The following is a 23,809-nucleotide window of genomic DNA, read 5'->3' on the forward strand; positions in this document are numbered from 1 at the left end:
TGTACTCCTTGAGCTGGTGCGGCTGGCCGTTTACCGTCCAGATTTGCGTCTTGATGAGCATGGGGGTGTCCTTACCTTAAATCCTTGGTGACCGTGATTTAGGCGACAGCCTGCTCGACCAGAGTGCTGGCCAACTGTTCGTTGATTTGGCGGGCTTGGGCCAGGCGAGTTTTTAGTTGGTCACAGATGGCCATTAACTGATCGACTTTGGCGACGATGCGGTGTTGCTCGGCAACTGGGGGGACTGAAATCAACATATTTTTCATGATTGTCCCGTTTACGTTCGCTTGCCCGCACTGCTGTTTTAGGTGTGGATTAATCTGAGTTTCACGAAACGCAGGGGTATTCATCGACACATTGAGATATGCCGGAGAGAAGAGTGTCTTCAGGCAGCGGATACGAATTAGGTAAGAGGCAAACGTGAACTCATTCGCAGCACCGCAGAAAATACCAGTTTTACCAACTAGTTCAGCGCTGTTGGTTCTGTTGTAAAGCAGGTCTTCAGATTCAAGGTAGAGCTCTGGCAGTCCCTCTGTAGTCCTACTGACTTTCATCTGCCCCCCCAGAATGACCTGGCCCCTTTGAATGTCCCCCATCTTCAAAACTGGGACCCCATCTAATAGGTCTGAGGTTTTTTCAGATAGGCCGTACTCCGTACTGAGTGCTAGCTCTCCGATTCGTGACCAGGACCAACTTGTTGGTATTGTAAACGGTCGCTCTTCCTCTGTTATTTCAGCCAGCGGCTTTTGCTTTTTGATCCGCCCATCGGCCATCAGTTGAGTTTTTTCCTGAGTAATCCGGTTGAGCAACTCCTTGGCCGGTTCATCATTGGGGTCTTGTGGTATCAGTTTGCCCATCACGGCCATTTGCAGCAGAGTCTGCTTGAGAGCGTCGATACTGGATTCAGTGTTGAATAGGGTGTGGAAGTGTTCGGCCAGACGCTGCCAGCTGACAGCGAAGTCGGTGGCGTCGCTGGCCTGGGTCAGGCTGTTGAGCAGCGCTTGCACCAGTTGGTCGTGGGCGCTTTCGGCGTCGGCTTGCTGGGCTTCCAGGCGGTCGCATAGGACCATCAATTCATCGACTTTGGAGACGATGCGGTGTTGTTCTACTAGGGGCGGTAGCCCTGCTACGGTGGCGACAATTTTTTCCCGTGAGATATTTGGTTGGGCCCCACCAGCGCCTTGGCCAATAAAGTTTGATTTAAGCGCTTTAAGGGTAAGCAGCAAATATCTATTGAATACTCCATTGAAAGCTGTACACGCACATACGGCCTGATTTGTTGTGCCCGCCACACTCAGGATTGCTGTTTTGCCAATGGTGGCGCCATACATCGCAATGAGTACATCACCAGGTTTATTTTGGCGCAATGAGCATTCTTTAAGGGCTAGCTCCGTTATGTGTTCTTCCGAATCCGAAATAAAGTCTGCAATCAATTCACCCGACTTGAACCAAGGAATTTCACCGCCAAAGTAACTTGAGTTTCCCCTAGCAGGAGTAGCTCCCGCCCCCCAATCACCAATTTGGCCGAGGCGGATCCATACCCAGCCTTTTGGCAAATTAAAAATAGTTTCATCTTTTTCAATATCAGGTAATGGTTTTCCCTTTCGAATTACCTTCTGTTCAATCAATAACGCTTTCTCCACCGCAATGCGTTTAAGCAACTCGCTAGCTGGCTCATCATTGGAGTTCTGCTCAAGCAGCTTTCCGCGGATCGCCAGCTCCAGAATTAGCTCACGCAGCTTCTGAGCACCATTGGGTGCAGAGGCTAGCAACGGCAGATTCTCAGTCAGCATTGCAGTCATACCTGACGCTCCAAGGCTTCGGCCAGCACAGCCTTGAGCTGGTCACGCAATTGAGTGACCTCATCCTGCAGCTGGGCGTAATCACGAAGCAATTCTTCCGGGTCATGGCTTATCTGCTCACCGATATGACGGTTTTTGCAGTCCAGGTTCCAGTTCCGCGCCCGCAGCTCCTCAACACTGACCTTCCAAGCGAATTCATTTTCAACCCGTGTAATAAAACCATCGGCTTCGCTTCCCCACCAAGCTTCTTCCACGGCAAATTCTTCAACCCGCATAGGGCGAGTCTTGGAGTAGTTCTTCACCCCAGCCGGGTACTGATGTTCGTAAAACCACACGTGCTTAGTCGGTGTGCCTTTGGTGAAGAACAGCAGGTTAGTCTTGATGCTGGTGTAGGGGTTAAACACTCCATTGGGCAAGCGAACGATGGTGTGCAGGTTGCACTCGGTCAGCAGCTTTTCTTTGATACGGCTTTTGATGCCTTCACCGAAGAAGAAGCCATCGGGCAACACCACAGCGGCACGACCACTGTCTTTGAGCAGCTGCATGATGAGCACCAGGAACAGGTCGGCGGTTTCGCGGGTACGGAAGGCGGCGGGGAAGTTGGTTTCGATGCCATCTTCTTCCATTCCACCGAACGGCGGGTTTGCGACGATGCAATGCACCCGCTCACTCGGCCCCCAGCTTATCAGCGGCTTGCTCAGGGTGTTGTCGTGGCGGATCTGGCTGGGCACCTCGATGCCGTGGAGGATCATGTTGGTGGTGGCCAACAGGTGCGGCAATGGCTTTTTCTCTACGCCGAAGATGCTGGCCTGCAGGGTGCGCTCGTCTTCAGCGGTTTTTACATATCGGCTGCGCTTGTGCTCGATGGCACAGGTGAGAAAGCCGCCAGTGCCACAGGCCGGGTCCATGACTTTTTCGTCCAGTTTGGGGTCGACCATGCGCACCATGAATTCGGTGACCGGGCGCGGGGTGTAGAACTCACCGGCATTACCCGCGTTCTGCAAGTCGCGCAGCAGCTGCTCGTAGAGGTTGCCGAACTCGTGGCGTTCCTGGGCCTTGTTAAAGTCCACACCTTCCTGAATCTTGTTGATCACCTGGCGCAGCAACTGGCCCGACTTCATGTAGTTGTAGGCGTCTTCGAACACGCTACGCACTACGAAGGCTGAGGGGGTGGTGCTGTATTCGTGGAGGCTTTGCAGCTGCGGGAACAGGTTGTTGTCGATGAAATCCTTCAGGGTGTCACCGGTCATGCCTTCCGGGTTGGCGGCCCAGGTGCGCCAACGGCAGCTATCAGGGATCGGCGAGCGGTAGTTGTCATCCATCAACTCCCATTCCATCTCGCGATCATCGAAGATCTTCAGGAACAGTAGCCAGACCAATTGGCCGATGCGCTGAGCATCGCCATCGACACCCACGTCTTTGCGCATGATGTCCTGGATGGATTTGATGGTGCTGCTGATGGACATGGGAATCTCGCTGGCTTACTGAAAAACAGAGGGTTCAAGGAATAGGCAGCGTTATGCTGCCTATGCCGAAAATGCGGGGAGCGGGCAGCTTAACTGGCGTACAGCTCATCTTCCAGTTCATGAATGGCTTTGTTGTAACCGGCCTTGCCGCCAAATGCCTTTACCAGCTCGATAGGGGCACCGATCTGGCTGAAGGGGTCGAGCTGGAGGATTTTGATGTCTTCGATGTGCTCGATGCCGGTGTCGGCGTACTTATCGAGCAATGCCTCCAGCACTTGGCGTGCGGCACCGGAATACTTACCAAAGTAGTTGCGTTTTTTCACCTGCTCGGCGCGTTCCTTACGCGACAGTGCGGGCTGGTCGAAGGCTACATGGCAGACGAGGTCGAATGGGTCGAGGGCCTTGCCCTGTTTCTTTTCCACCTCCTCGGCCAGGGCTTCCCACATCACACCCTGGGTGGCCATTTCCTCGATGATCACCTTCTTCTGATCGGCATCGCTCCAGCGACGCAGAAAGTCGTCTAGCGAGGCGAACTGCTTTTGCACGCAGATACGGGTGTAGTCGTGCAAGGATTCAGTGATCAGCCGGCCATCCGGGCCGTAATACTGCACACGTTCGGCGATGACGTATATCGGTACGCTGTCGATGATGTATTTGATGCGCTTTTTGTCACCATCACTGGTGAACTCAAGGTCGTCGTTTTCAGCCGTGGTGCCAGCGGTGATGCCATCTTCATCCGTCGCCAGGTCATCAGGTGGTACGGGAGACTCTTCACCTTCCGGAGCATAGATCACGACGGGGTCACCATCGAAAGCAGGGTCGGCAAACAGTTCGGTGGCCTTCTTGAAATCCATGATGGTGAACCAGTACTTGCCGAAGTCATCGTTGATGCGGGTGCCACGCCCGATGATCTGCTTGAACTCGGTCATCGACTTGATGTGCTGGTCGAGCACGATCAGCTTGCAGGTCTGGGCATCAACGCCAGTGGTCATCAACTTGCTGGTGGTGGCAATAACTGGGTAACGCTCTTCCGGGTTGATGAAGTTGTCCAGCTCGGCCTTGCCTTCCTGGTCATCGCCGGTGATGCGCATCACGTACTTGCGGTTTTCGGCAATGCGTTGCGGGTTGAGGTTGACCAGCGCTTGGCGCATGCGCTCAGCGTGGTTGATGTCGTCACAGAAGATGATGGTCTTTTGGAACGGATCGGTGGCTTTTAGAAATTCGGTGACCTTCTGGGCTACCAGCTGGGTGCGCGCCTCGATGACCAGGGTGCGGTCCATGTCCTTGAGGTTGTAGATGCGGTCTTCGATCAGCTCGCCATTTTTGTCGAGCAAGCCCTTGGGCGGCCGCCAGCCTTGTAGATCTTTGTCGAAGTCAATGCGCACCACTTTATAGGGGGCGAGGAAGCCGTCTTCGATGCCCTGCTTGAGGGTGTAGCTGTACACCGGCTCACCGAAGTAGGTGATGCTGGACACCTCTTTGGTTTCCTTCGGTGTGGCGGTGAGGCCGACATGGGTGGCGCTGGAGAAGTAGTCGAGAATCTCCCGCCAGGCGGAATCCTCGGCGGCGCTGCCACGGTGGCATTCGTCGATCACGATGAGGTCAAAGAAGTCGCGGGAGAACTGCTTGTAGATGTTCATTTCTTCTTCAGTGCCGGTCACGGCCTGATAGAGCGACAGGTAGATTTCGTAAGAAGTGTCGATTTGGCGTTTGGCGATTTTGGTCATCGCCTGGCCAAAGGGCTTGAAGTCGTTGTTCTTGGTCTGGTCGACCAGAATGTTGCGGTCGGCCAGGAAGAGGATTCGTTTTTTCTGCTTGGACTTCCACAGCCGCCAGATAATCTGGAAGGCGGTGTAGGTCTTGCCTGTACCGGTGGCCATTACCAACAGGATGCGTGACTGCCCCTTGGCCACGGCCTCAACGGTACGGTTGATCGCGTTGGTTTGGTAATAACGCGGCATGCGTCCAGAGCCATCATCGTAGTAGGGCGACTCGACTTTTTTACGGGCATCACCGTTCAAACCTTTCCATTGGCAATAGCGCTGCCACAGCTCGTCAGGGGAGGGGAACTGGTCAAGGTTCAGCTCAGTTTCGACCTGTGTACCGGTGCCGGTACGGTCGTGGAATAGAAAGCCATCACCGTTACTGGAGAACACGAACGGTACGTCCAGTGACTCGGCATAACCGAGGGCTTGCTGCATGCCAGAGCCGATATCGTGTTTGTTGTCTTTCGCTTCTATGACAGCGATCGGCAGGTTGGTCTGGTGATAGAGAATAAAGTCGGCACGGCGGGATTCGCCACGGCTATGCAATTTGCCACGGACGATGATGCGTCCCTTGGTAAAGCTGACTTCTTCGCGTACTTGCTTCTGGATATCCCAGCCGGCTAACAGGATCGCAGGCGCGATGAACTTGGTGCAAATGTCCCGCTCGGTAAGCGACTTTTTGTCCATACCCCAATTCCCTTTCAAGCCGGCATGATCGCTCGATCCCAGCAGTGCTGACCTTATTTGATAGGCGTAAATGTACCTTGAATAGCACTGCTTGGGTGAAGTGCAGCTGCTCCCCCTCTCATAGCGCTTTAAGGCGTCAGGTGCTGCGCAGTTAGTGAGATCAAAAGCAGCGCGGTGGTCAGTGGTTGCGAAGTCTTGATATCTACTTATCCACCACTACGGTGGATACATCTGTGGATAAAGCTCTACGCGCATTAAGATGCATGACTGCGATGTGTTGATCAAAAAACAATCAAAATCAGGGCCAATTGCGCAGCTTGACGCCAACGCCGAATTGACCCACGTGCTGACGCAAGACTGACCCACCTCCAAATCTACACAAACTCAGCAAAGGCAATGGTTCGCGAGGAACAGACTGGATCAGTGACATCTCGGCAACTGTCAGTGGTTGCGAAGTCTTGAATCTAGTTATCCACCGAAACGGTGGATACCACTGCGGATAACGCTCTATGCGCCTCAAGAAGCATGACTGTATGAGTTGATCAACAAACAATCAAAATGAAGGCCAAGTGTGCAGCCCCTCAGCCGTACGGAATGGTCCCGCCTCGCCGCAAGAAGCCTCATCGAACACGCTGTAAACCTGCTTTTTGCACTGTTAACCACTGCGGTTAACACGGTAAAAAATAGTTTTCACTCGCACCAGAGTGGCTGATGTTCAGTCGCACAGATTCACCCCTCTCCGAAATTTGAAATTAAGAAATCGTATAGTTTGTCAGTTCGTTTCCAAATGTAGTGCCTACACGGGTGGTTTAATACATGCGGCCCTGCTGCTGGCCTAAACTTATCTTCCGAAAGACAAGCCACTACCATCTTCGGAGACATGCGAAATTGATCGGCTATTTCACGATTGAATACATACTTTTCACGAAATTGCTTAAGCGCGGATGGCTTGACCATACGCTGCTTGCCAACGACCACATGCGCAAGTAGACCATTGTTAATCATCGCATAAACTACATTGTCTTTAACGCCTAATACGCTAGCAACCTCCCGGGCACTCAGAGATTTCGTTGTATGATGTTTTTTTAGCCATTGACACTTCCAAGAAAAATAGTCACTTGCAATTAATTTATAATCAGAAAATGATGTGTCTTCCGTACCGCCATACAACACCACTACCCCTCTTATAAGAGATTTTATAAAATCTAAAAACTGAGTCTCCTCTCGCAGATGAAAAGTTAGAATCTTACGTATTGTAAGACACTCATCACCATCAATTGTCATAGCCGACAACGAAAATTTATTGAGAAATTTATCACAGTCTAGAATCCATGGAGCTTGGGGTTTAGTATTTGAACGATAGCCAACAAGTAAATCACCGTTAACGAGTGATTTAATTCTACGCTCATTGATCCCCAACTGCTTTGCGGCATCCTTCAAGCTTCGTGACCTGGCAGCATTCTCCACAAAAGCTTTAGCTTCTTCAATATCTACTACAGTGGATATTTTTCCGCAGTCATGACGGAGTGCGCTGGATGAGACAAGCCCCTTTTCCAGAAGTACTTTAATTTTTGAGGGAGCCAATCCTAGAGAGTTAGCAACCGCTTTGATCGGTTTCCAACGATGAGATTGAATGGTCTCATATGAAAATGTAGTAGCCCTGGGATTGAGCGGTCCTCGCCAGTTTGAAAGTAAGTAATGCTCGAATTCCTCCCGAAGAAAATCGTAGGCATCGCTTTTCAGTTTCTGGAAAGAAATCCGGTATATCTTTCTATAACAGGTTTTCGGGTGCCATTTGTCGTTACCTACACTACTTTGGCAAATATTCAAATAGTCGTAAAATGAACCAGGCCAGCCAAAAGCAATTTTCCCCGCGCTGTGGCTAATTTTGGAGAGTTCTGATGACATGAACACGTCATTACACCTTTTCCCCTTAAGATTTGAAACAATGAAACCTAGATTTAGAAACAGCTCATGCAAATTCAAAATCGATAGCTTGCACAAAATAGAATCATTCAGCGGAGGCCTGGAAAGCGCCCGATTTTCCAATAACTTTGAGAACCAAACATCTGAAGTCGAGGCCAGCGAGAAAGTTTGATTTTTACGAATGTCCCGATGACATAAACTGCACCGAAATGTGGTAAATGCCGCAAAACATAACCTCATCCCGCAGTGATGACAGGTATCAGCCAATTGCATCGAATGTTCAACACAAAAATTATAAAGCTTAAGCCCCCACACGTACTTCCAATATCGCCCCTCACTTAAACATTTCGGACAATGCTTTGGGCAGTACGTTGACAGAGGATCAAGGCTGCCTCTGGTTTTGCTTAACGCTTTAATCGAAGAAACCCATACGAAGGGCACATCGTTTTTTCTGTAAAACGACTCCACCTCTTCATCGGTTAACTCCCTGCACTTTTTTATTAGAAAAGAATGAGAAAAACCATTGGCAGTGGCTAAACGGCCTAAGAATCCGACCAGGCTTTCATCATGATGCGGGCGCACTTTTACTGGCAAATTAAGCATATTATCCTCAAAGTGGTCGCCAGAAGAACCTGGCGACCCACCAACGTTACTTAATTATTTCGTAAGGCTCACCTGGACCAATCAGCCGCTGGAAATCAAACTCAGCATCAAACGGGTTGCGATTCCTTGGGGCCAACTGCCAGACTTCATCTTTGAATGCTGTACCCAATGCGGCAAGATTCACACCTTCGAATCGCCCACTCCTCACCAAACGAACCGCTCTTTCCAATACTTTTACGAGATAGTCCAATATGCCAAAGGAAGCGAAATAGAGCCTCTGTATCATGTCATCGGTCACTAAACTCACTGAGTCGACTGCCATCATTTTCTGCAGGGCCTTTATAACTCCAGCAAATTCTGGCCAAAATTCGCTGCCTGGTTCGAATGGCACAAGTGTGTACGATGCAGAAAACCTCCTGCGAAATTGGGAATTAGCTTTTTTTAAGCCCTCTAGGCGTGTCATTCCGATCAATACAACGGATACTTTCGAAGTATTCAACAGGCTCTTTATCCAGTCGCCCGCCTCGAGCATATCGCTATGCTTATAGTCCACCAAGTGTTGAGCCTCATCCAAAATAACGAGTTCGACATTCAAGTTTTCCAACAATGTAACCACACGAGAAAATTTAACCTCGGCTGATTCACTGTTGGTACTCGCATAGGGATCTTTCAGGGCTTTCAGCAACGTTAAACCCAGATTCTTTTTCGTAGGTCCGGATGGCATATCCAAATAAAGAATAGGTAAGCGTTCCATTTCAATAGCACGTTCGGCGTTCACTGAATTAACGTACTTCTTCACTAAAGCACTTTTCCCAACACCACTTGGACCCATGAGGAGAAATCCCTGATTGGTCCCCGTTCGTAGGTTTTCGTTATGGATATCCTTTAGCCTTGAAGCGGCTGCACTCGCTATTGAGGTATTTATGAAAACGTTTCGGAGCGAAGTATCATCAATACCATTCAAAGACACGTTCATTTCACACCCTCCTGTCTAGCCACGATTGGCTGCTCGTGGTTTCGACGACCAGGTCAGGGATTTCAGATAGATTCGCCCCAATTGGTATAGGTACATTCTCGAGCACCGTGGCAGAGTCAATAGGTGCTACAGGTACACCGCTTCGATGACGAGCCAAAGCAGCATTTCGGCGTCGATCAAAAGCCGCTTGGAGTCTTTAGCACGCTGGATGTCCTGTTGTATTTCCCGCGAAGCGCGGAGGAGGGCATCTACATCGGGATTGAGAACGCCACTCTGACGGAGTTGCTTTTTAGCCTCGTTGTACAAGTCTCGGCTAACACCAACCAGGCGCTTATCTTTACAGGGCACCTGGAAAAATATTCTCCGCAGGTCGTCATACACCCAAACGTGACCCATATCATCACGGTAACGGGCGTCTACAGAAAACGGGTTTTTGCGCTGTAGTTTCAAATCCGCGAGCAAATCCGAGTGATAATACTGGCCGCCAACTTCGATACCATAGTGATGTAACTTCGGGTTTTTTCGGCAGGCAAGGATTGCTTCCAGTGCGTCCAGGTCTACAGGCATCTGAAGCACGGCCTTAGCCTCTGCCCCACGCCACACCTGGTCAGGTGTTCTATCCTCCAACCCCCGATGTGGGCTCTGATGATAGATATCCACAATCCATTTCATCACCAATGCGTCAAGATCTTCGAATGTGAGGCATGCGTTGGCCACAGAGTCGTACTCTCCCTTCTCCTCAATATTCGCAAAAGTGGTCCCGGGCAATCGATGGACGAACCCTCGCGCAGTGGTACCAAAAAATCGCTCCACTGCGCCCTTCATTTGTGGCCCGCGCGACCTGGGGTACAAAACCTCAATTCCCAAATCATCGAAAGCCGCCATCAGGTCTCCTGCGTGGAACTCCGCCGCATTGTCAGGAACAATCTGACGGGGAAGCCCTTGCGCCGGCCAACTGCAAACCACTTTTGGATAGTTCTGGAGTAATGCTTCCTTGGGACAAATGGCTTTCTCGATCACCGTCAGCACGCTCTCCGTATTGGGAGCGGCAAAATGCAGGAGATAAGCCATCACCATTCGGGAAAAACGGTCCAGAACCACCGTCAAATAAGGCCGACCGATTACTAGACCCGTCTCAGGGTCAATCAACATTACATCCAAGTGGGTGTGGTCGATTTCCCAGCGATGACATAGTCCAAATACCTGAAGCTGACCAATTGCACGCCTGTGTTTTTGATTGGCCGTATGCTTGCCTAATCTGGCGGAGTCGACCAAATATGGGTCTAGCCTTTGTATATATCGATACACCGTCATGCTAGAGGGACAGGATAAATGTTGAGCACTCAACCTTTTCAGATTGTGCTCTTTAATCCTGCCTTTGAATTCTTCAATGACTGTGGTAACCGGTTCCCTAGTATCATCCAAGTAATGCTCGTTAATCACACACAATAGCAACTCTTCGAGCTCCCCATATATTAATCGGTGGCGACCTTTTTGCTCATGCAGCGGAACTAGCGCTGTGACAGACTTCCATTGATATCTGCTTAACCAGCGTTTAACAGTATCAACAGAAGGCGCCTTGGCACTGCTTTTAACTTCCTCCCACACAGAGGCGATAACCTCCTTGAGTTCTTCTTTCCCAGGAAGCTTTCCAGAGTAGGCCAGCAGGGCTTCTACGTATGGTCGCCGTCTTAAAGCCTCCTCCTTATGCTCAGGCAGATAAGTGGAGAGGTCTCGTGGCGCATTTTTTTGAAGCGGAATATATCCGAGCTTTGGTTGATCAGGAGTTACACATATTGATCGTTGAACATAGCCCACATAAAAGTCTTTCTCCTTCATTAGAACGGGCTCGCCCAGCTCATCCGCAAAATTAAGCCGCCGATCCACAAGGCGTGATCGAAACACCAGGTGCCGATCATTCATTGTTACAGCCAAGCATGGTTTAAGAGTAAAAATCTGCATGGCGATGCCCTCCCTCAATGTAGATAGGCGATTTAGAACTGAGCGTTTTCTCCAGATCGACACCAATTTTCCCGAGGCCCAAAAGGCGCCAAGCCTGAGCTTCACCCACTACCGAGCACAGCTCCGCGATGGTCTGTGGGCTTTCGATCTTGATCCGTGAGAAAAGGCCCAGCCACTGAGGCGTCGTGAGGCTAGGCCCGCGGCGATGGTAAAGAATCTCCAACACTGTGGTGCTCCGCGGCTCAGCCCAAATAACTTCATCTGTTACCACTTCGAAGCGACGGTTGGTGACACCGAAATGGGTCGCGGCTGCATCCAAACGAGCGGCTGTGGCGTGATTTTTGGTGTGCGGTGCTGGCTTGATTTCCACCCAAATCCTGTTGCCGTCATACAGTTCTACTTCGACATCTGGTACGTACTGAGCAGGCTCGCCTTCGATTTCGAAAGACTCACGAACCGGCTGCACTTCATAGCTGCGTACGTCCGGTGAAAGCTCCAGCAAACGGAAAAATCCACTTTCCAGGATTGATTCAAAGGGTACGGAATGGCCATTCTTGAGGGACGGGAAGTAACCTCTGAAATGCCAAGATCTTCTGGTGACAACCTTGCGTACTGCCATGTCACTTTCCTCAAAGCGATCGAGTTTCCGAGCGGCACGGGGCGTGGCGCTCTACAGGAACGTAGGAGTTTCCTGAAGAGAACACTCCCCCCTCGAGATCACTCGCTACAGTCGAAATGATGGGAAGGGATTGACAGGGCAAGAAAAAAAGAAGAAATTGCGCGTGTTGTGGTCTAAGCAACGACGCGCTGGGATTGCTCTTTCTGTTGCCCTATCAGCCCTAAGCTGAGGTTTTCTACATTTGGTTTGCTCCTTTTGTAGTCAAAATAGATATCAGTTACTTAGCGTAAGCGACTTATGATTTTGCTCGAACAAAATCGTTTAAGTGCTTGAATAAAGCGAGCTTCCGGAAACGGAGCTCGCTTTATTTTTAACCGCCCGATTCTAATCCAGTCTATTAAACCGCGCAAACTTTCGCGCGTCAGATTTTCATTCAGAAAACCCTAAACCTAATAGGGAAATCACAGACAAACTTACGTCAAATGATTAACAACTAACACTAATAGGATTAGTCTTACGTGTAGTCGACATAAGTTGTAGATAGTTAGTATCGGCTTTTTGCGCTCAACGAAGTTTTCGCCTCAGGAGTTAAGCCGTCACGCAAATGCCCTCACCCTGACTTAGCGGCTTCTATCGCCCAGCTGTAAACCTGCGCCATGCTCAGGGCATGCGTAGTTTCTTCAGTAGCCCTCCAACATTTCGCCACAACAAACTGAATACCTTCATACGATATCCACCACGCGGTCCCCACTGAATTGCTTCCGACACATTTCTCCAGCCGAAACGCCTATTGGAGCTCCCAGCACGATCGCGTCATCGGTGATGATCCCAATGAATCTTGGGGAATGAAGGCGAGGCGCCTATACGAGAAATTGTCAGTCTGCATGAACTGCTCAATCCAACGGGCATGGCTCTTGGGCGAGGAGGGCTCCAGCTAGCTCCCAAAAAAAGGCCAACCCGCATGGGTTGGCCTTTTTTTCAGCGCGGCGAAAGCAGCATATTGTGATTTTCAGCAGCTTTTTTGTGATCCTACAGACGGGATCAGAAGTCCAGGTTAGACACCGCCAAGGCATTGCTTTCGATGAAGTCACGACGAGGCTCGACCGCATCACCCATCAGGGTGTTGAAGATCTGGTCTGCGCCAATGGCGTCTTCGATGGTTACTTTGAGCATCCGGCGCTGGCTTGGGTCCATGGTGGTTTCCCACAGCTGATCCGGGTTCATTTCGCCCAGACCTTTGTATCGCTGGATGGTATGGCGCTTGGTGCTTTCAGCCATCAGCCATTCAAGGGCTTCCTTGAACTCGGTCACCGGCTTCTTGCGCTCACCACGCTGGATGTACGCGCCGTCGTCCAGCAGGGTGCTCAGTTGGGCGCCTAGCGAAACGACCGTCTTGTAATCGTTACTGCCGAAGAAGTCCCGGTTGAAGGTGACGTAGTTCGACAGGCCGTGGGAGATCAGTTCGACCTCTGGCAGCCAGACGTTACGTTCACGATCTTCACGCAGGCTGGCTTTGTAAACCAGGCCGGACTTCTCGACGGTGCGCAAGCGAACTTCGTACTGAGCCAGCCAATCTTGCATTGCTGCGTGATCGGACAGCTGCTCCATGCTCACCGCTGGCAGGTAGATGAAGTGCTCGGTCAGCTCCTGCGGGTACAGGCGCGACAGACGCTTGAGGGTCTTCATCACCAGACGGAAATCAGTCACCAGACGCTCAAGCGCTTCACCGGAGATGCCAGGAGCTTCTTCGTTCAGGTGCAGGCTCGCATCTTCCAGGGCCGACTGCGTCATGTACTCTTCCATGGCGTCGTCGTCTTTGATGTATTGCTCTTGCTTGCCTTTCTTCACTTTGTACAGCGGTGGCTGAGCGATGTAGATATAGCCGCGTTCGATCAGCTCCGGCAACTGACGGAAGAAGAAGGTCAGCAGCAGGGTGCGGATGTGCGAACCGTCGACGTCGGCATCGGTCATGATGATGATGTTGTGATAACGCAGCTTATCGATGTTGTACTCGTCGCGGCCGATACCGCAGCCCAACGCGGTGATCAAGGTACCCACCTCTTGCGAAGAGATCATCTTGTCAAAACGCGCCTTCTCGACGTTCAGGATCTTGCCCTTCAACGGCAGGATGGCCTGGGTCCGACGATTGCGTCCCTGCTTGGCAGAGCCGCCAGCAGAGTCACCTTCCACGAGGTACAGTTCGGAAAGGGCAGGGTCTTTTTCCTGACAGTCAGCCAGTTTACCCGGCAGGCCGGCGATATCCAGCGCGCCTTTGCGGCGGGTCATCTCACGGGCTTTACGCGCCGCTTCCCGCGCACGGGCCGCGTCGATCATCTTGCCGACGACCAGCTTGGCTTCGTTCGGGTTTTCCAGCAGGAAGTCGGAGAAGTACTTGCCCATTTCCTGTTCGACAGCGGTCTTCACTTCGGAAGACACCAGCTTGTCTTTGGTCTGGGAGCTGAACTTCGGATCCGGCACCTTCACCGAAATGATCGCGGTCAGGCCTTCACGGGCATCGTCACCGGTGGTGGCGACTTTGTGCTTCTTGGCCAGGCCTTCGGCTTCGATGTAGGTGTTCAGGTTGCGCGTCAGTGCGGAACGGAAACCCACCAGGTGAGTACCGCCATCGCGCTGGGGAATGTTATTGGTGAAGCACAACAGGTTCTCGTTGAAGCTGTCGTTCCACTGCAGGGCGATTTCCACGCCGATGCCGTCTTCGCGCTGAATGTTGAAGTGGAACACTTGGTTGACCGCAGTCTTGTTGGTATTCAGGTATTCAACGAACGCACGCAGGCCACCTTCGTACTTGAACAGCTCTTCCTTGCCGCTGCGCTCATCCTTAAGGACGATGCCGACACCGGAGTTGAGGAAGGACAGTTCACGTATCCGCTTGGCCAGGATGTCCCAGCTGAAGTGGATATTCTTGAAGGTTTCTGCCGATGGCTTGAAGTGAATCTGAGTGCCCGTGGTTTCGCTCTCACCGACGATTTTCATCGGCTCTTGCGGAACACCGTGGACGTAAGTCTGTTCCCAGATCTTGCCACTGCGGCGAACAGTCAGGACCAGTTCTTTGGACAGGGCGTTCACCACCGACACACCTACACCGTGCAGGCCGCCGGATACTTTGTAGGAGTTGTCGTCGAACTTACCGCCGGCGTGCAGCACGGTCATGATGACCTCGGCTGCCGAAACGCCTTCTTCTTTGTGCACGTCCACCGGGATGCCACGGCCGTTGTCGCGAACGGTGATGGACTCATCCGGGTGAATGATGATGCTGATGTCATCGCAGTGGCCGGCGAGCGCTTCGTCGATCGAGTTATCGACTACTTCGAACACCATGTGGTGCAGACCGCTGCCATCGTCGGTGTCGCCAATATACATACCGGGACGTTTGCGTACGGCATCCAGGCCTTTCAGCACTTTAATGCTCGTTGAGTCGTACGTATTTTCTTCGCTCAATGCCTTCACTCCCGATGGTCGTGGGTCTGGGTGATACGGCCCTGTTCCACGTGGAACAGAGCGACTGGCGTTTCCGTCTGCCAGCCTTCCCTCAATAATTCGTGATCTACACAGGTGATAAAGACCTGGCAGCGTAAGTCTTCCAACAAGCGGCAAAGTGCGCGACGGTGGTGCTCGTCCAGCTCGGACGGCAAGTCATCCACCAGATAAATACACTGACCGCGCCGAGCCTGGCTGACCAGGTGCCCCTGGGCAATCCGCAATGCGCAAACCACCAACTTCTGCTGACCGCGGGACAAGATGTCCGCTGCGTTATGTGCGCCCAGTCTAAGGCGCAGATCAGCGCGTTGTGGTCCGGCCTGGGTATGCCCTATTTGCTGGTCCCGTTGCAGGGAGCCAGCGAGCACAGCACTCAGTTCACGGTCCTTGTCCCAGCCGCGGTAATAGCTGAGGGTCAAGCCTTCCAGCTCAACCAGATCGCTCAAGGTTTGTTCAAAGACTGGTTTCAAGGCTTTGATGTAGGCGCGGCGGTATTCATCAATTTCAGCGCTGGCCTGGCACAGTTCCCTGTCCCAAACCGCTTGCGAAACGGCGTCAAGTGTACCATGCCGCAGCCAAGAGTTTCTCTGGCGCAGGGCCTTCTGCAAGCGCTGCCAGGTTGACATGAAACGCGGTTCCACGTGGAACACACCCCAGTCGAGAAACTGCCGACGAATCTTAGGCGCACCTTCCAGTAGCCGGAAACTGTCAGGGTTGATCAGTTGCAGTGGCAGGATCTCTGCCAGTTGCGCAGCACTGCGGGCGTTCTGCCCGTCGATGCGGATCTGGAACTCACCTTGGCGGTCCCGGGATATCCCCAACGCACTGCTGCCGCCTTCAGCCAATTCAACCTGGCCAAACACGGTGCAGGCCAGTTGCTCGTATTGAATGACCGGAAGCAGGCGGGTGCTACGAAACGAACGGGCAAGCCCCAGCAGGTGAATGGCTTCCAGAACACTGGTTTTGCCGCTGCCGTTGGCGCCGTAAAGAATATTGATGCGGGGGGAGGGGGAGAAGGTCACCGGGTGCAGATTGCGCACCGCGGTGACCGAGACGCGACTTAAGGACATCTAGTGGCCTGTACGGTTAATTCGAGTACTCAAATTCGAGTGCCAGGGCTTGCCAAGGCAAGGCGCCATGACGAGTCGTTGCCCGCTACGGCGAGGAATGGCAACGCAGTCTGGCAAGTACTGGCGCCGAAGTTGAGTGCACGAATTAGCCACACAGGCCACTAACATCTGCTGAACATGATTACAGACGCATCGGCATGACAACGTAGGCCGAATCATCGTTGTCGGACTCTTGCACCAGCGCACTGCTGTTGGAGTCGGACAGGATCAGGCGAACCTGCTCGGTGGTCATCACGCCCAGCACGTCGAGCAGATAGCTCACGTTGAAGCCGATTTCCAGGGAGCCGCCGTTGTACTCAACACCCACTTCTTCTTCCGCTTCTTCTTGCTCCGGGTTGTTCGCCTGGATCTTCAATTGACCGCTGGCCAGTTGCAGACGGATGCCACGATACTTCTCGTTGGACAGAATCGCGGTGCGGCTGAATGCTTCGCGCAGCGCTTGGCGATCGCCCAGTACCAGCTTGTCACCACCTTTAGGCAGCACACGCTCGTAGTCCGGGAACTTGCCGTCGACCAGTTTCGAGGTGAAGGTGAACTCGCCGGTGGTAGCACGGATGTGGTGCTGGCCCAGCACGATGCTGACATTGCCGTCCGGCTCGGTGAGCAGGCGCGCCAGTTCGAGAATACCCTTGCGCGGCACGATGACCTGGTGGCGATCCGGCTGACCGATGTCGGCCTGCATCGAGCACATGGCGAGGCGGTGACCGTCGGTGGCCACGGCGCGGATCACGCCAGCGGACACTTCCAGCAACATACCATTGAGGTAGTAACGCACGTCCTGTTGGGCCATCGCGAAGCTGGTGCGCTCAATCAAGCGGCGCAGCTTGCTCTGCTCCAGGCTGCAGGTCAGCGAACCCGGGCCTTCTTCTACCGTCGGGAAATCGTTGGCCGGCAGGGTCGACAGGGTAAAACGGCTACGGCCAGCCTTGACCACAAGCTTCTGCTCATCGACCTTGATGTCGATCAGGGCATCGTTCGGCAGGCTCTTGCAGATGTCCATCAGCTTGCGCGCAGGCACAGTGATGGAGCCTGGATCCGCCGGTTCTTCGAGTTGAACACGACCGACCAGCTCGACTTCCAGGTCGGTACCGGTCAGCGACAGTTGCTGGCCTTCGACAACCAACAGCACGTTGGAGAGCACCGGCAAGGTCTGGCGGCGTTCGACGACGCCTGCGACCAGTTGCAGGGGTTTCAACAGGGCTTCGCGTTGAATGGTGAAATGCATGGTCTAGTCCCTTGCCTTAATAAGCTGCGTGTTCATCAAGTGGTCAGCGTTCGCAGCAGGTTCTTGTAGTCCTCGCGGATGTCCGCGTCGGATTCCTTAAGTTCGTTGATCTTGCGGCACGCGTGCAAGACCGTCGTATGGTCGCGGCCGCCAAACACATCGCCGATTTCCGGCAGGCTGTGGTTGGTCAGTTCCTTGGACAACGCCATGGCGACCTGACGCGGACGAGCGACCGAACGCGAACGGCGCTTGGACAGCAAGTCGGAAATCTTGATCTTGTAGTACTCGGCGACGGTGCGCTGAATGTTATCCACAGAGACCAGTTTATCCTGCAACGCCAACAAGTCTTTCAGGGATTCGCGAATCAGTTCGATGGTGATGTCGCGACCCATGAAGTGCGAGTGAGCGATCACGCGCTTGAGCGCGCCTTCCAGCTCACGCACGTTGGAGCGAATGCGTTGGGCAATGAAGAACGCCGCGTCGTGGGGCAACTCGACTTTGGCCTGATCGGCCTTCTTCATCAGGATCGCCACGCGGGTTTCCAGCTCCGGCGGCTCGACCGCTACGGTCAGGCCCCAGCCAAAGCGGGATTTGAGGCGCTCCTCAAGGCCTTCGATTTCTTTCGGGTAGCGGTCACTGGTGAGAATGACCTGCTGGCCACCTTCAAGCAGGGCGTTGAAGGTGTGGAAAAACTCTTCCTGGGAACGCTCTTTGCGGGCGAAGAACTGAATGTCATCGATCAGCAACGCATCCACCGAGCGGTAGAAGCGTTTGAATTCGTTGATTGCGTTCAGTTGCAGGGCCTTGACCATGTCCGCGACGAAACGCTCGGAATGCAGGTACACGACCTTGGCATTCGGGTTCTTCTTTAATAGATGGTTACCCACAGCGTGCATCAAGTGGGTTTTACCCAGGCCGACGCCGCCATAAAGGAACAGCGGGTTGTAGCCGTGCTTGGGGTTGTCGGCCACCTGCCAGGCGGCGGCGCGCGCCAGCTGGTTGGATTTACCTTCGACGAAATTCTCGAAGGTAAACGTGCGATTCAGGTAACTGGTGTGCTTGAGCGCGCCTTCGACCTGCACGGTACGTTGCTCAGAACGCACGGGGGCCTGCTGCGAGCTGGCGCCGGCCATCGGGTCGAAACTGTCGCGGGACGGTTCTTCCTCGGTGAGCTGGGCCACTTTTTGCGTAGAACGCTTGGTCGAAGCGGCGGCCGGTGCTGGCGGTGGCGCACTGGCAGGCGTTTGAGCCGCCTGCGCCTGGGAGGCCGCGGCAGCCAACGGAGCGTTTGGCGCGGCACGCGGAGCCGAACTGCGTTTGCTGCCTATTAATAAGGAAAGCGCAGGCGCCATGCCGTTGCCGTGTTCATCGAGCAACTCGAGAACACGCCCCAGGTACTTTTCGTTGACCCAGTCCAGAACGAATCGGTTGGGCGCATAGACACGCAACTCGTCGCCTTCGGCTTCGACCTGTAGTGGACGGATCCAAGTGTTGAATTGTTGGGCAGGCAGCTCATCGCGCAAAAGCTCCACGCACTGCTGCCAAAGTTCCACTGACACGGATATCCCCTAAGTTGAAAGCCGGTGAGGCAAAAACAAGCGGCCATTGTAGCGACCAGACGCTGACTTATCCACATGTAGCTGGGTCATCAACCAAGAAGAATCAACGTTTTATACGCAAAAAAGACGACCAGCGGTCTGTGCATAAGCTCTGTGGATAACCGGGGTTAAGGTCTTTGCACAACTGGGGACGAAACTCGGTGGATAACCCGCCTGTGGATAAAGCGCCTTTCCACACACAGGTTATCCGACAGTGCAGCACAGGCTGAACACGGTTTTCCACTGTAGTTGTCCTTCTCTGTACATTACGGAAAACAAGGGCTGAATAGACTTATCCACAGAACGAGTCGAGCCTAGCTTTTATAAGCTTTACAGAAAAGCTTTAAATACTTTCCTTTCTTATTCTTATATCTACCGGTGGATTGCACAGCGCAAAACGGCTTGAGATCTATTTATAAGGAAACGTTGGTTGGAAATTGACCTGAGGGCTTGCTTTCTCTAGAATCCCCGGTCTCTTAAAACGGGGGCCATTCCGGCCCGTTGTGGACGAACCAGGTAACACGACAATGAAACGTACTTTCCAACCAAGCACTATCAAACGCGCTCGTACCCACGGTTTCCGTGCTCGCATGGCTACCAAGAACGGGCGTGCCGTTCTGTCGCGTCGTCGCGCCAAAGGTCGTGCGCGTCTGGCAGTTTGATAAGCCGGCACTGGAGGTGAGTCAGGACTTCAGTCGGGAAAAGCGTTTGCTTACCCCCCGGCATTTCAAGGCAGTCTTTGACTCCCCTACCGGCAAGGTTCCGGGGAAAAATCTCCTGCTCCTTGCGCGCAACAACGATCTTGATCACCCCCGTCTCGGGTTGGTTATCGGGAAAAAGAGCGTAAAGCTCTCCGTCGAGCGCAATCGCCTCAAACGTCTGATGCGCGAATCGTTTCGCCTGAACCAGGATGCTCTGGCGGGCTGGGACATTGTTATCGTCGCGCGCAAAGGTTTGGGTGACGTAGAAAACCCCGAATTGATTCAGCATTTCGGCAAACTCTGGAAGCGTCTGGCTCGCAGTTCGCCGGTACCAGCAGTCAAAACCGAAACTGTAGGGGTAGACAGTCCAGATGCGTAAACTGGCACTCGTTCCGATCCAGTTTTACCGCTATGCCATTAGTCCCCTGATGGCCAGTCACTGTCGTTTCTACCCCAGTTGTTCCTGCTACGCGTTAGAAGCCATCGAAAATCATGGCCTTCTTCGCGGTGGCTGGCTGACCTTTCGTCGTTTAGGTCGCTGTCATCCGTGGAATCCCGGTGGTTATGACCCGGTTCCACCTATCCCTACCTCCCGTTCTTCTTCGATGGCCGAGTAATCATGGATATCAAACGCACGATCCTGATCGTCGCCCTGGCAATCGTGTCCTACGTTATGGTTCTTAAATGGAACCAGGACTATGGCCAGGCTGCCCTGCCGACTCAGAATGTTGCTTCCAGTACGACTACATCCGGTTTGCCGGACACCGCCACTGGCAATAATGCTTCTGCCAGTGACGACATTCCGCGCGCCGCAAGTGATACCAGCGCTCCAGCCGAAACGCCGGTGGCCGCCAGCAAGGACCTCATCCAGATCAAAACGGATGTACTGGACCTGGCTATCGATCCACAGGGTGGCGATGTTGCGCAGTTGACCCTGCCGCTGTATCCGCGTCGTCAGGATCACCCGGAAATTCCGTTCCAGCTGTTCGATAACGGCGGCGAACGTACGTATCTGGCGCAAAGCGGCCTGATCGGCACCAACGGTCCGGATGCAAGTTCGGCCGGTCGTCCGGTTTATTCCTCGGAGAAGAAGGTTTATCAACTGGCTGACGGCCAGGACCAATTGGTCGTGGACCTGAAGTTCAGCAAGGACGGCGTCAACTACATCAAGCGTTTCACCGTGAAACGTGGACTGTATGACGTAACCGTTTCCTACCTGATCGACAACCAGAGCGCCCAGCCCTGGACCGGTGCAATGTTCGCCCAGCTGAAACGCGACGCCAGCGCCGATCCATCGTCGACCACCGCCACCGGCACCGCGACTTACCTGGGCGCTGCCCTGTGGACAAGTTCCGAGCCGTACAAGAAAGTGTCCATGAAGGACATGGACAAGGCGCAGCTCAAAGAAACCGTCAATGGCGGTTGGGTTGCCTGGTTGCAACACTACTTCGTGACGGCATGGGTCGCTCCGAAGGGTGAAAGCAACGTCGTTCAGACCCGTAAAGACAGCAAAGGCAACTACATCATCGGTTACACCGGCCCGGCAATCACAGTTGCTCCAGGTGCCAAGGCTGAAACCAGTGCTGTCCTGTACGCCGGTCCGAAAAGCCAGGCCGTGCTGAAACAGTTGTCCCCAGGCCTGGAACTGACGGTCGACTACGGCATTCTGTGGTTCATCGCCCAACCGATCTTCTGGTTGCTGCAGCATATCCACGCGATTGTGGGTAACTGGGGTTTCTCGATCATCTTCCTGACCATGCTGATCAAGGGTATTTTCTTCCCGCTGTCGGCAGCCAGCTACAAATCCATGGCGCGCATGCGTGCAGTGGCGCCAAGACTGGCCGCGCTGAAAGAGCAACATGGCGATGACCGGCAGAAAATGTCGCAAGCCATGATGGAGCTGTACAAGAAAGAGAAGATCAATCCGCTGGGTGGTTGCTTGCCAATCCTTGTGCAGATGCCGGTTTTCCTCTCGCTGTACTGGGTTCTGCTGGAAAGCGTAGAGATGCGTCAGGCACCGTTCATCCTGTGGATTACCGACCTGTCGATTAAAGATCCGTTCTTCATCCTGCCGATCATCATGGGTGCAACCATGTTCATCCAGCAGCAGTTGAACCCGACACCTCCGGATCCGATGCAGGCGAAGGTAATGAAGCTGATGCCAATCATCTTCACCTTCTTCTTCCTGTGGTTCCCGGCCGGTCTGGTGCTGTACTGGGTAGTGAACAACTGCCTGTCGATCGCCCAACAGTGGTACATCACGCGTAAGATCGAAGCGGCTACCAAAGCAGCTGCCTGATTTACACTGTGGATAACCACTCAAGACGCCCCCTAGTGGGGCGTTTTGCTATCTGTCACTTTTGTCTGGATACCGGTTTATGAGCGTTCCTCGTGAAACCATCGCCGCCGTTGCCACCGCTCAAGGTCGCGGCGGTGTCGGCATCGTCCGTATTTCCGGGCCGTTGGCCAGTGTTGCCGCCAAGGCTTTCAGTGGTCGCGAGCTCAAGCCGCGCTTCGCGCATTACGGGCCATTCTTCAGTGAAAACGACGAGGTGCTCGACCAGGGCATCGCCTTGTATTTCCCGGGTCCGAATTCGTTTACCGGCGAAGATGTGCTGGAACTGCAAGGTCACGGCGGTCCGGTTGTCCTGGATATGTTGCTCCAGCGTTGCCTGGAACTGGGTTGCCGACTCGCACGACCGGGGGAATTCAGTGAACGTGCGTTCCTCAACGACAAGCTGGACCTGGCCCAGGCCGAAGCCATTGCCGACCTGATTGAAGCCAGTTCTGCCCAGGCTGCGCGAAACGCGTTGCGCTCCCTGCAGGGCGCTTTCTCGTCACGTGTGCATAACCTCACCGAGCAACTAATCGGCCTGCGGATCTATGTCGAAGCTGCCATCGACTTCCCGGAAGAAGAAATCGACTTCCTTGCCGATGGCCATGTGTTGAGCATGCTCGACAAGGTGCGCGACGAGTTATCCACCGTGATGCGCGAGGCCGGGCAGGGTGCCTTGTTGCGTGACGGCATGACCGTGGTGATTGCCGGCCGTCCGAATGCCGGTAAATCCAGCCTGCTCAATGCACTGGCCGGACGTGAAGCAGCGATCGTGACCGAAATAGCCGGCACCACTCGGGATGTGCTGCGCGAACATATCCACATCGATGGCATGCCGCTGCACGTGGTGGATACCGCTGGGCTGCGCGACACCGATGACCATGTGGAAAAAATCGGCGTTGAACGGGCATTGAAAGCCATCAGCGAAGCGGATCGGGTATTGCTGGTGGTCGATGCGACCGCACCGGAAGCCCTGGATCCGTTCGCACTTTGGCCGGAGTTTCTGGAAATCCGCCCGGATCCGGCAAAAGTGACCCTCATCCGCAATAAGGCCGACCTCACTGGCGAAGCCATTGCCTTGGAGGTCAGCGAAGATGGCCACGTCACCATCAGCCTGAGTGCTAAGTCCGCGGGTGAAGGCCTGGATCTGCTGCGCGAGCATCTGAAAGCCTGCATGGGCTACGAACAGACCTCAGAAAGCAGCTTCAGCGCCCGCCGGCGGCACCTTGAGGCCCTGCGTCATGCCAGTGCCTCCCTCGAACATGGCCGCGCTCAGCTGACACTGGCCGGTGCAGGCGAATTGTTGGCCGAAGACCTGCGTCAGGCTCAACAGTCGCTGGGCGAAATCACCGGTGCTTTCAGTTCCGATGACCTCCTGGGGCGGATTTTCTCCAGCTTCTGCATCGGCAAGTAACGCAACTCCCCTCCTCAGACAGGCCATTTGTGCCTGTCTGCTCTCATCCTTTGTGAAATAACCCGACAGTGCCGAGCGGACTTTGTCTGCTTGAGCGGAAT

The 23,809-nt window shown here is 53.6% G+C and carries 16 protein-coding genes; 5 read left to right on the plus strand and 11 right to left on the minus strand.

The genetic code is table 11. The annotated features are described in order from the left end of the window. Positions 1–98: 98 nt before the first annotated feature. The 11 genes from J1D76_RS14745 to dnaA form a co-directional block, all read right to left on the minus strand. A complete protein-coding gene (locus tag J1D76_RS14745; RefSeq protein ID WP_421139010.1) occupies positions 99–1,802 on the minus strand; it encodes a restriction endonuclease subunit S in 1,704 nt (567 codons plus the stop codon). After that, positions 1,799–3,268, minus strand: coding sequence for an N-6 DNA methylase (locus J1D76_RS14750; RefSeq protein ID WP_421139011.1), 1,470 nt, complete (start codon positions 3,266–3,268; stop codon positions 1,799–1,801). Before J1D76_RS14750 ends, J1D76_RS14745 begins: the two co-directional genes overlap by 4 nt. Before the next feature lie 89 nt (positions 3,269–3,357). Continuing rightward, a complete protein-coding gene (hsdR, locus tag J1D76_RS14755) occupies positions 3,358–5,721 on the minus strand; it encodes an EcoAI/FtnUII family type I restriction enzme subunit R (RefSeq protein ID WP_421139012.1) in 2,364 nt (787 codons plus the stop codon). Between the two features lie 729 nt (positions 5,722–6,450). Beyond that, a complete protein-coding gene (locus tag J1D76_RS14760; protein ID WP_421139013.1) occupies positions 6,451–8,250 on the minus strand; it encodes a helix-turn-helix domain-containing protein in 1,800 nt (599 codons plus the stop codon). 46 nt (positions 8,251–8,296) lie between these two features. Then, complete coding sequence (locus J1D76_RS14765; protein ID WP_421139014.1) at positions 8,297–9,226, minus strand: TniB family NTP-binding protein; 930 nt, start codon at positions 9,224–9,226, stop codon at positions 8,297–8,299. Positions 9,227–9,352: 126 nt separating this feature from the next. Next, the gene (locus J1D76_RS14770) at positions 9,353–11,188 is read right to left on the minus strand and encodes an integrase (RefSeq protein WP_421139015.1); all 1,836 of its coding nucleotides are present in this window, start codon (positions 11,186–11,188) and stop codon (positions 9,353–9,355) included. Continuing rightward, a complete protein-coding gene (locus J1D76_RS14775) occupies positions 11,169–11,807 on the minus strand; it encodes a TnsA endonuclease N-terminal domain-containing protein (RefSeq protein ID WP_421139016.1) in 639 nt (212 codons plus the stop codon). Before J1D76_RS14775 ends, J1D76_RS14770 begins: the two co-directional genes overlap by 20 nt. Before the next feature lie 1,041 nt (positions 11,808–12,848). Next, the gene (gene gyrB / locus J1D76_RS14780) at positions 12,849–15,266 is read right to left on the minus strand and encodes a DNA topoisomerase (ATP-hydrolyzing) subunit B (protein WP_095943029.1); all 2,418 of its coding nucleotides are present in this window, start codon (positions 15,264–15,266) and stop codon (positions 12,849–12,851) included. A gap of 5 nt (positions 15,267–15,271) precedes the next feature. Further along, positions 15,272–16,375 carry a DNA replication/repair protein RecF gene (recF, locus tag J1D76_RS14785; protein ID WP_421139017.1) on the minus strand — a complete coding sequence of 368 codons (1,104 nt, stop codon included), beginning with the start codon at positions 16,373–16,375 and terminating at the stop codon, positions 15,272–15,274. Positions 16,376–16,556: 181 nt separating this feature from the next. Further along, entirely contained in the window at positions 16,557–17,660 is a 1,104-nt protein-coding gene (gene dnaN, locus J1D76_RS14790) for a DNA polymerase III subunit beta (RefSeq protein ID WP_007969885.1), read from the minus strand. 35 nt (positions 17,661–17,695) lie between these two features. Beyond that, the gene (gene dnaA / locus J1D76_RS14795) at positions 17,696–19,219 is read right to left on the minus strand and encodes a chromosomal replication initiator protein DnaA (protein WP_421139018.1); all 1,524 of its coding nucleotides are present in this window, start codon (positions 19,217–19,219) and stop codon (positions 17,696–17,698) included. 566 nt (positions 19,220–19,785) lie between these two features. On the opposite strand from dnaA, the gene rpmH reads away from it, so the two are divergent. The 5 genes from rpmH to mnmE all read left to right on the plus strand — a co-directional run bounded on the left by rpmH (position 19,786) and on the right by mnmE (position 23,708). Continuing rightward, complete coding sequence (gene rpmH / locus J1D76_RS14800; protein ID WP_003213577.1) at positions 19,786–19,920, plus strand: 50S ribosomal protein L34; 135 nt, start codon at positions 19,786–19,788, stop codon at positions 19,918–19,920. A 16-nt stretch (positions 19,921–19,936) separates the two neighbouring features. Continuing rightward, positions 19,937–20,338 carry a ribonuclease P protein component gene (rnpA, locus tag J1D76_RS14805; RefSeq protein ID WP_421139104.1) on the plus strand — a complete coding sequence of 134 codons (402 nt, stop codon included), beginning with the start codon at positions 19,937–19,939 and terminating at the stop codon, positions 20,336–20,338. Continuing rightward, complete coding sequence (gene yidD / locus J1D76_RS14810; RefSeq protein ID WP_010207715.1) at positions 20,331–20,576, plus strand: membrane protein insertion efficiency factor YidD; 246 nt, start codon at positions 20,331–20,333, stop codon at positions 20,574–20,576. The genes rnpA and yidD overlap by 8 nt, the downstream gene beginning before the upstream one ends. Before the next feature lie 2 nt (positions 20,577–20,578). Beyond that, positions 20,579–22,258 carry a membrane protein insertase YidC gene (gene yidC / locus J1D76_RS14815; protein WP_421139019.1) on the plus strand — a complete coding sequence of 560 codons (1,680 nt, stop codon included), beginning with the start codon at positions 20,579–20,581 and terminating at the stop codon, positions 22,256–22,258. A gap of 79 nt (positions 22,259–22,337) precedes the next feature. Continuing rightward, a complete protein-coding gene (gene mnmE, locus J1D76_RS14820; protein WP_421139020.1) occupies positions 22,338–23,708 on the plus strand; it encodes a tRNA uridine-5-carboxymethylaminomethyl(34) synthesis GTPase MnmE in 1,371 nt (456 codons plus the stop codon). Positions 23,709–23,809 lie beyond the last annotated feature (101 nt).

Origin of the sequence: Pseudomonas sp. NFX15, from assembly GCF_049132105.1 — a bacterium.
In the GTDB taxonomy this organism is placed as follows: Bacteria; Pseudomonadota; Gammaproteobacteria; order Pseudomonadales; family Pseudomonadaceae; genus Aquipseudomonas.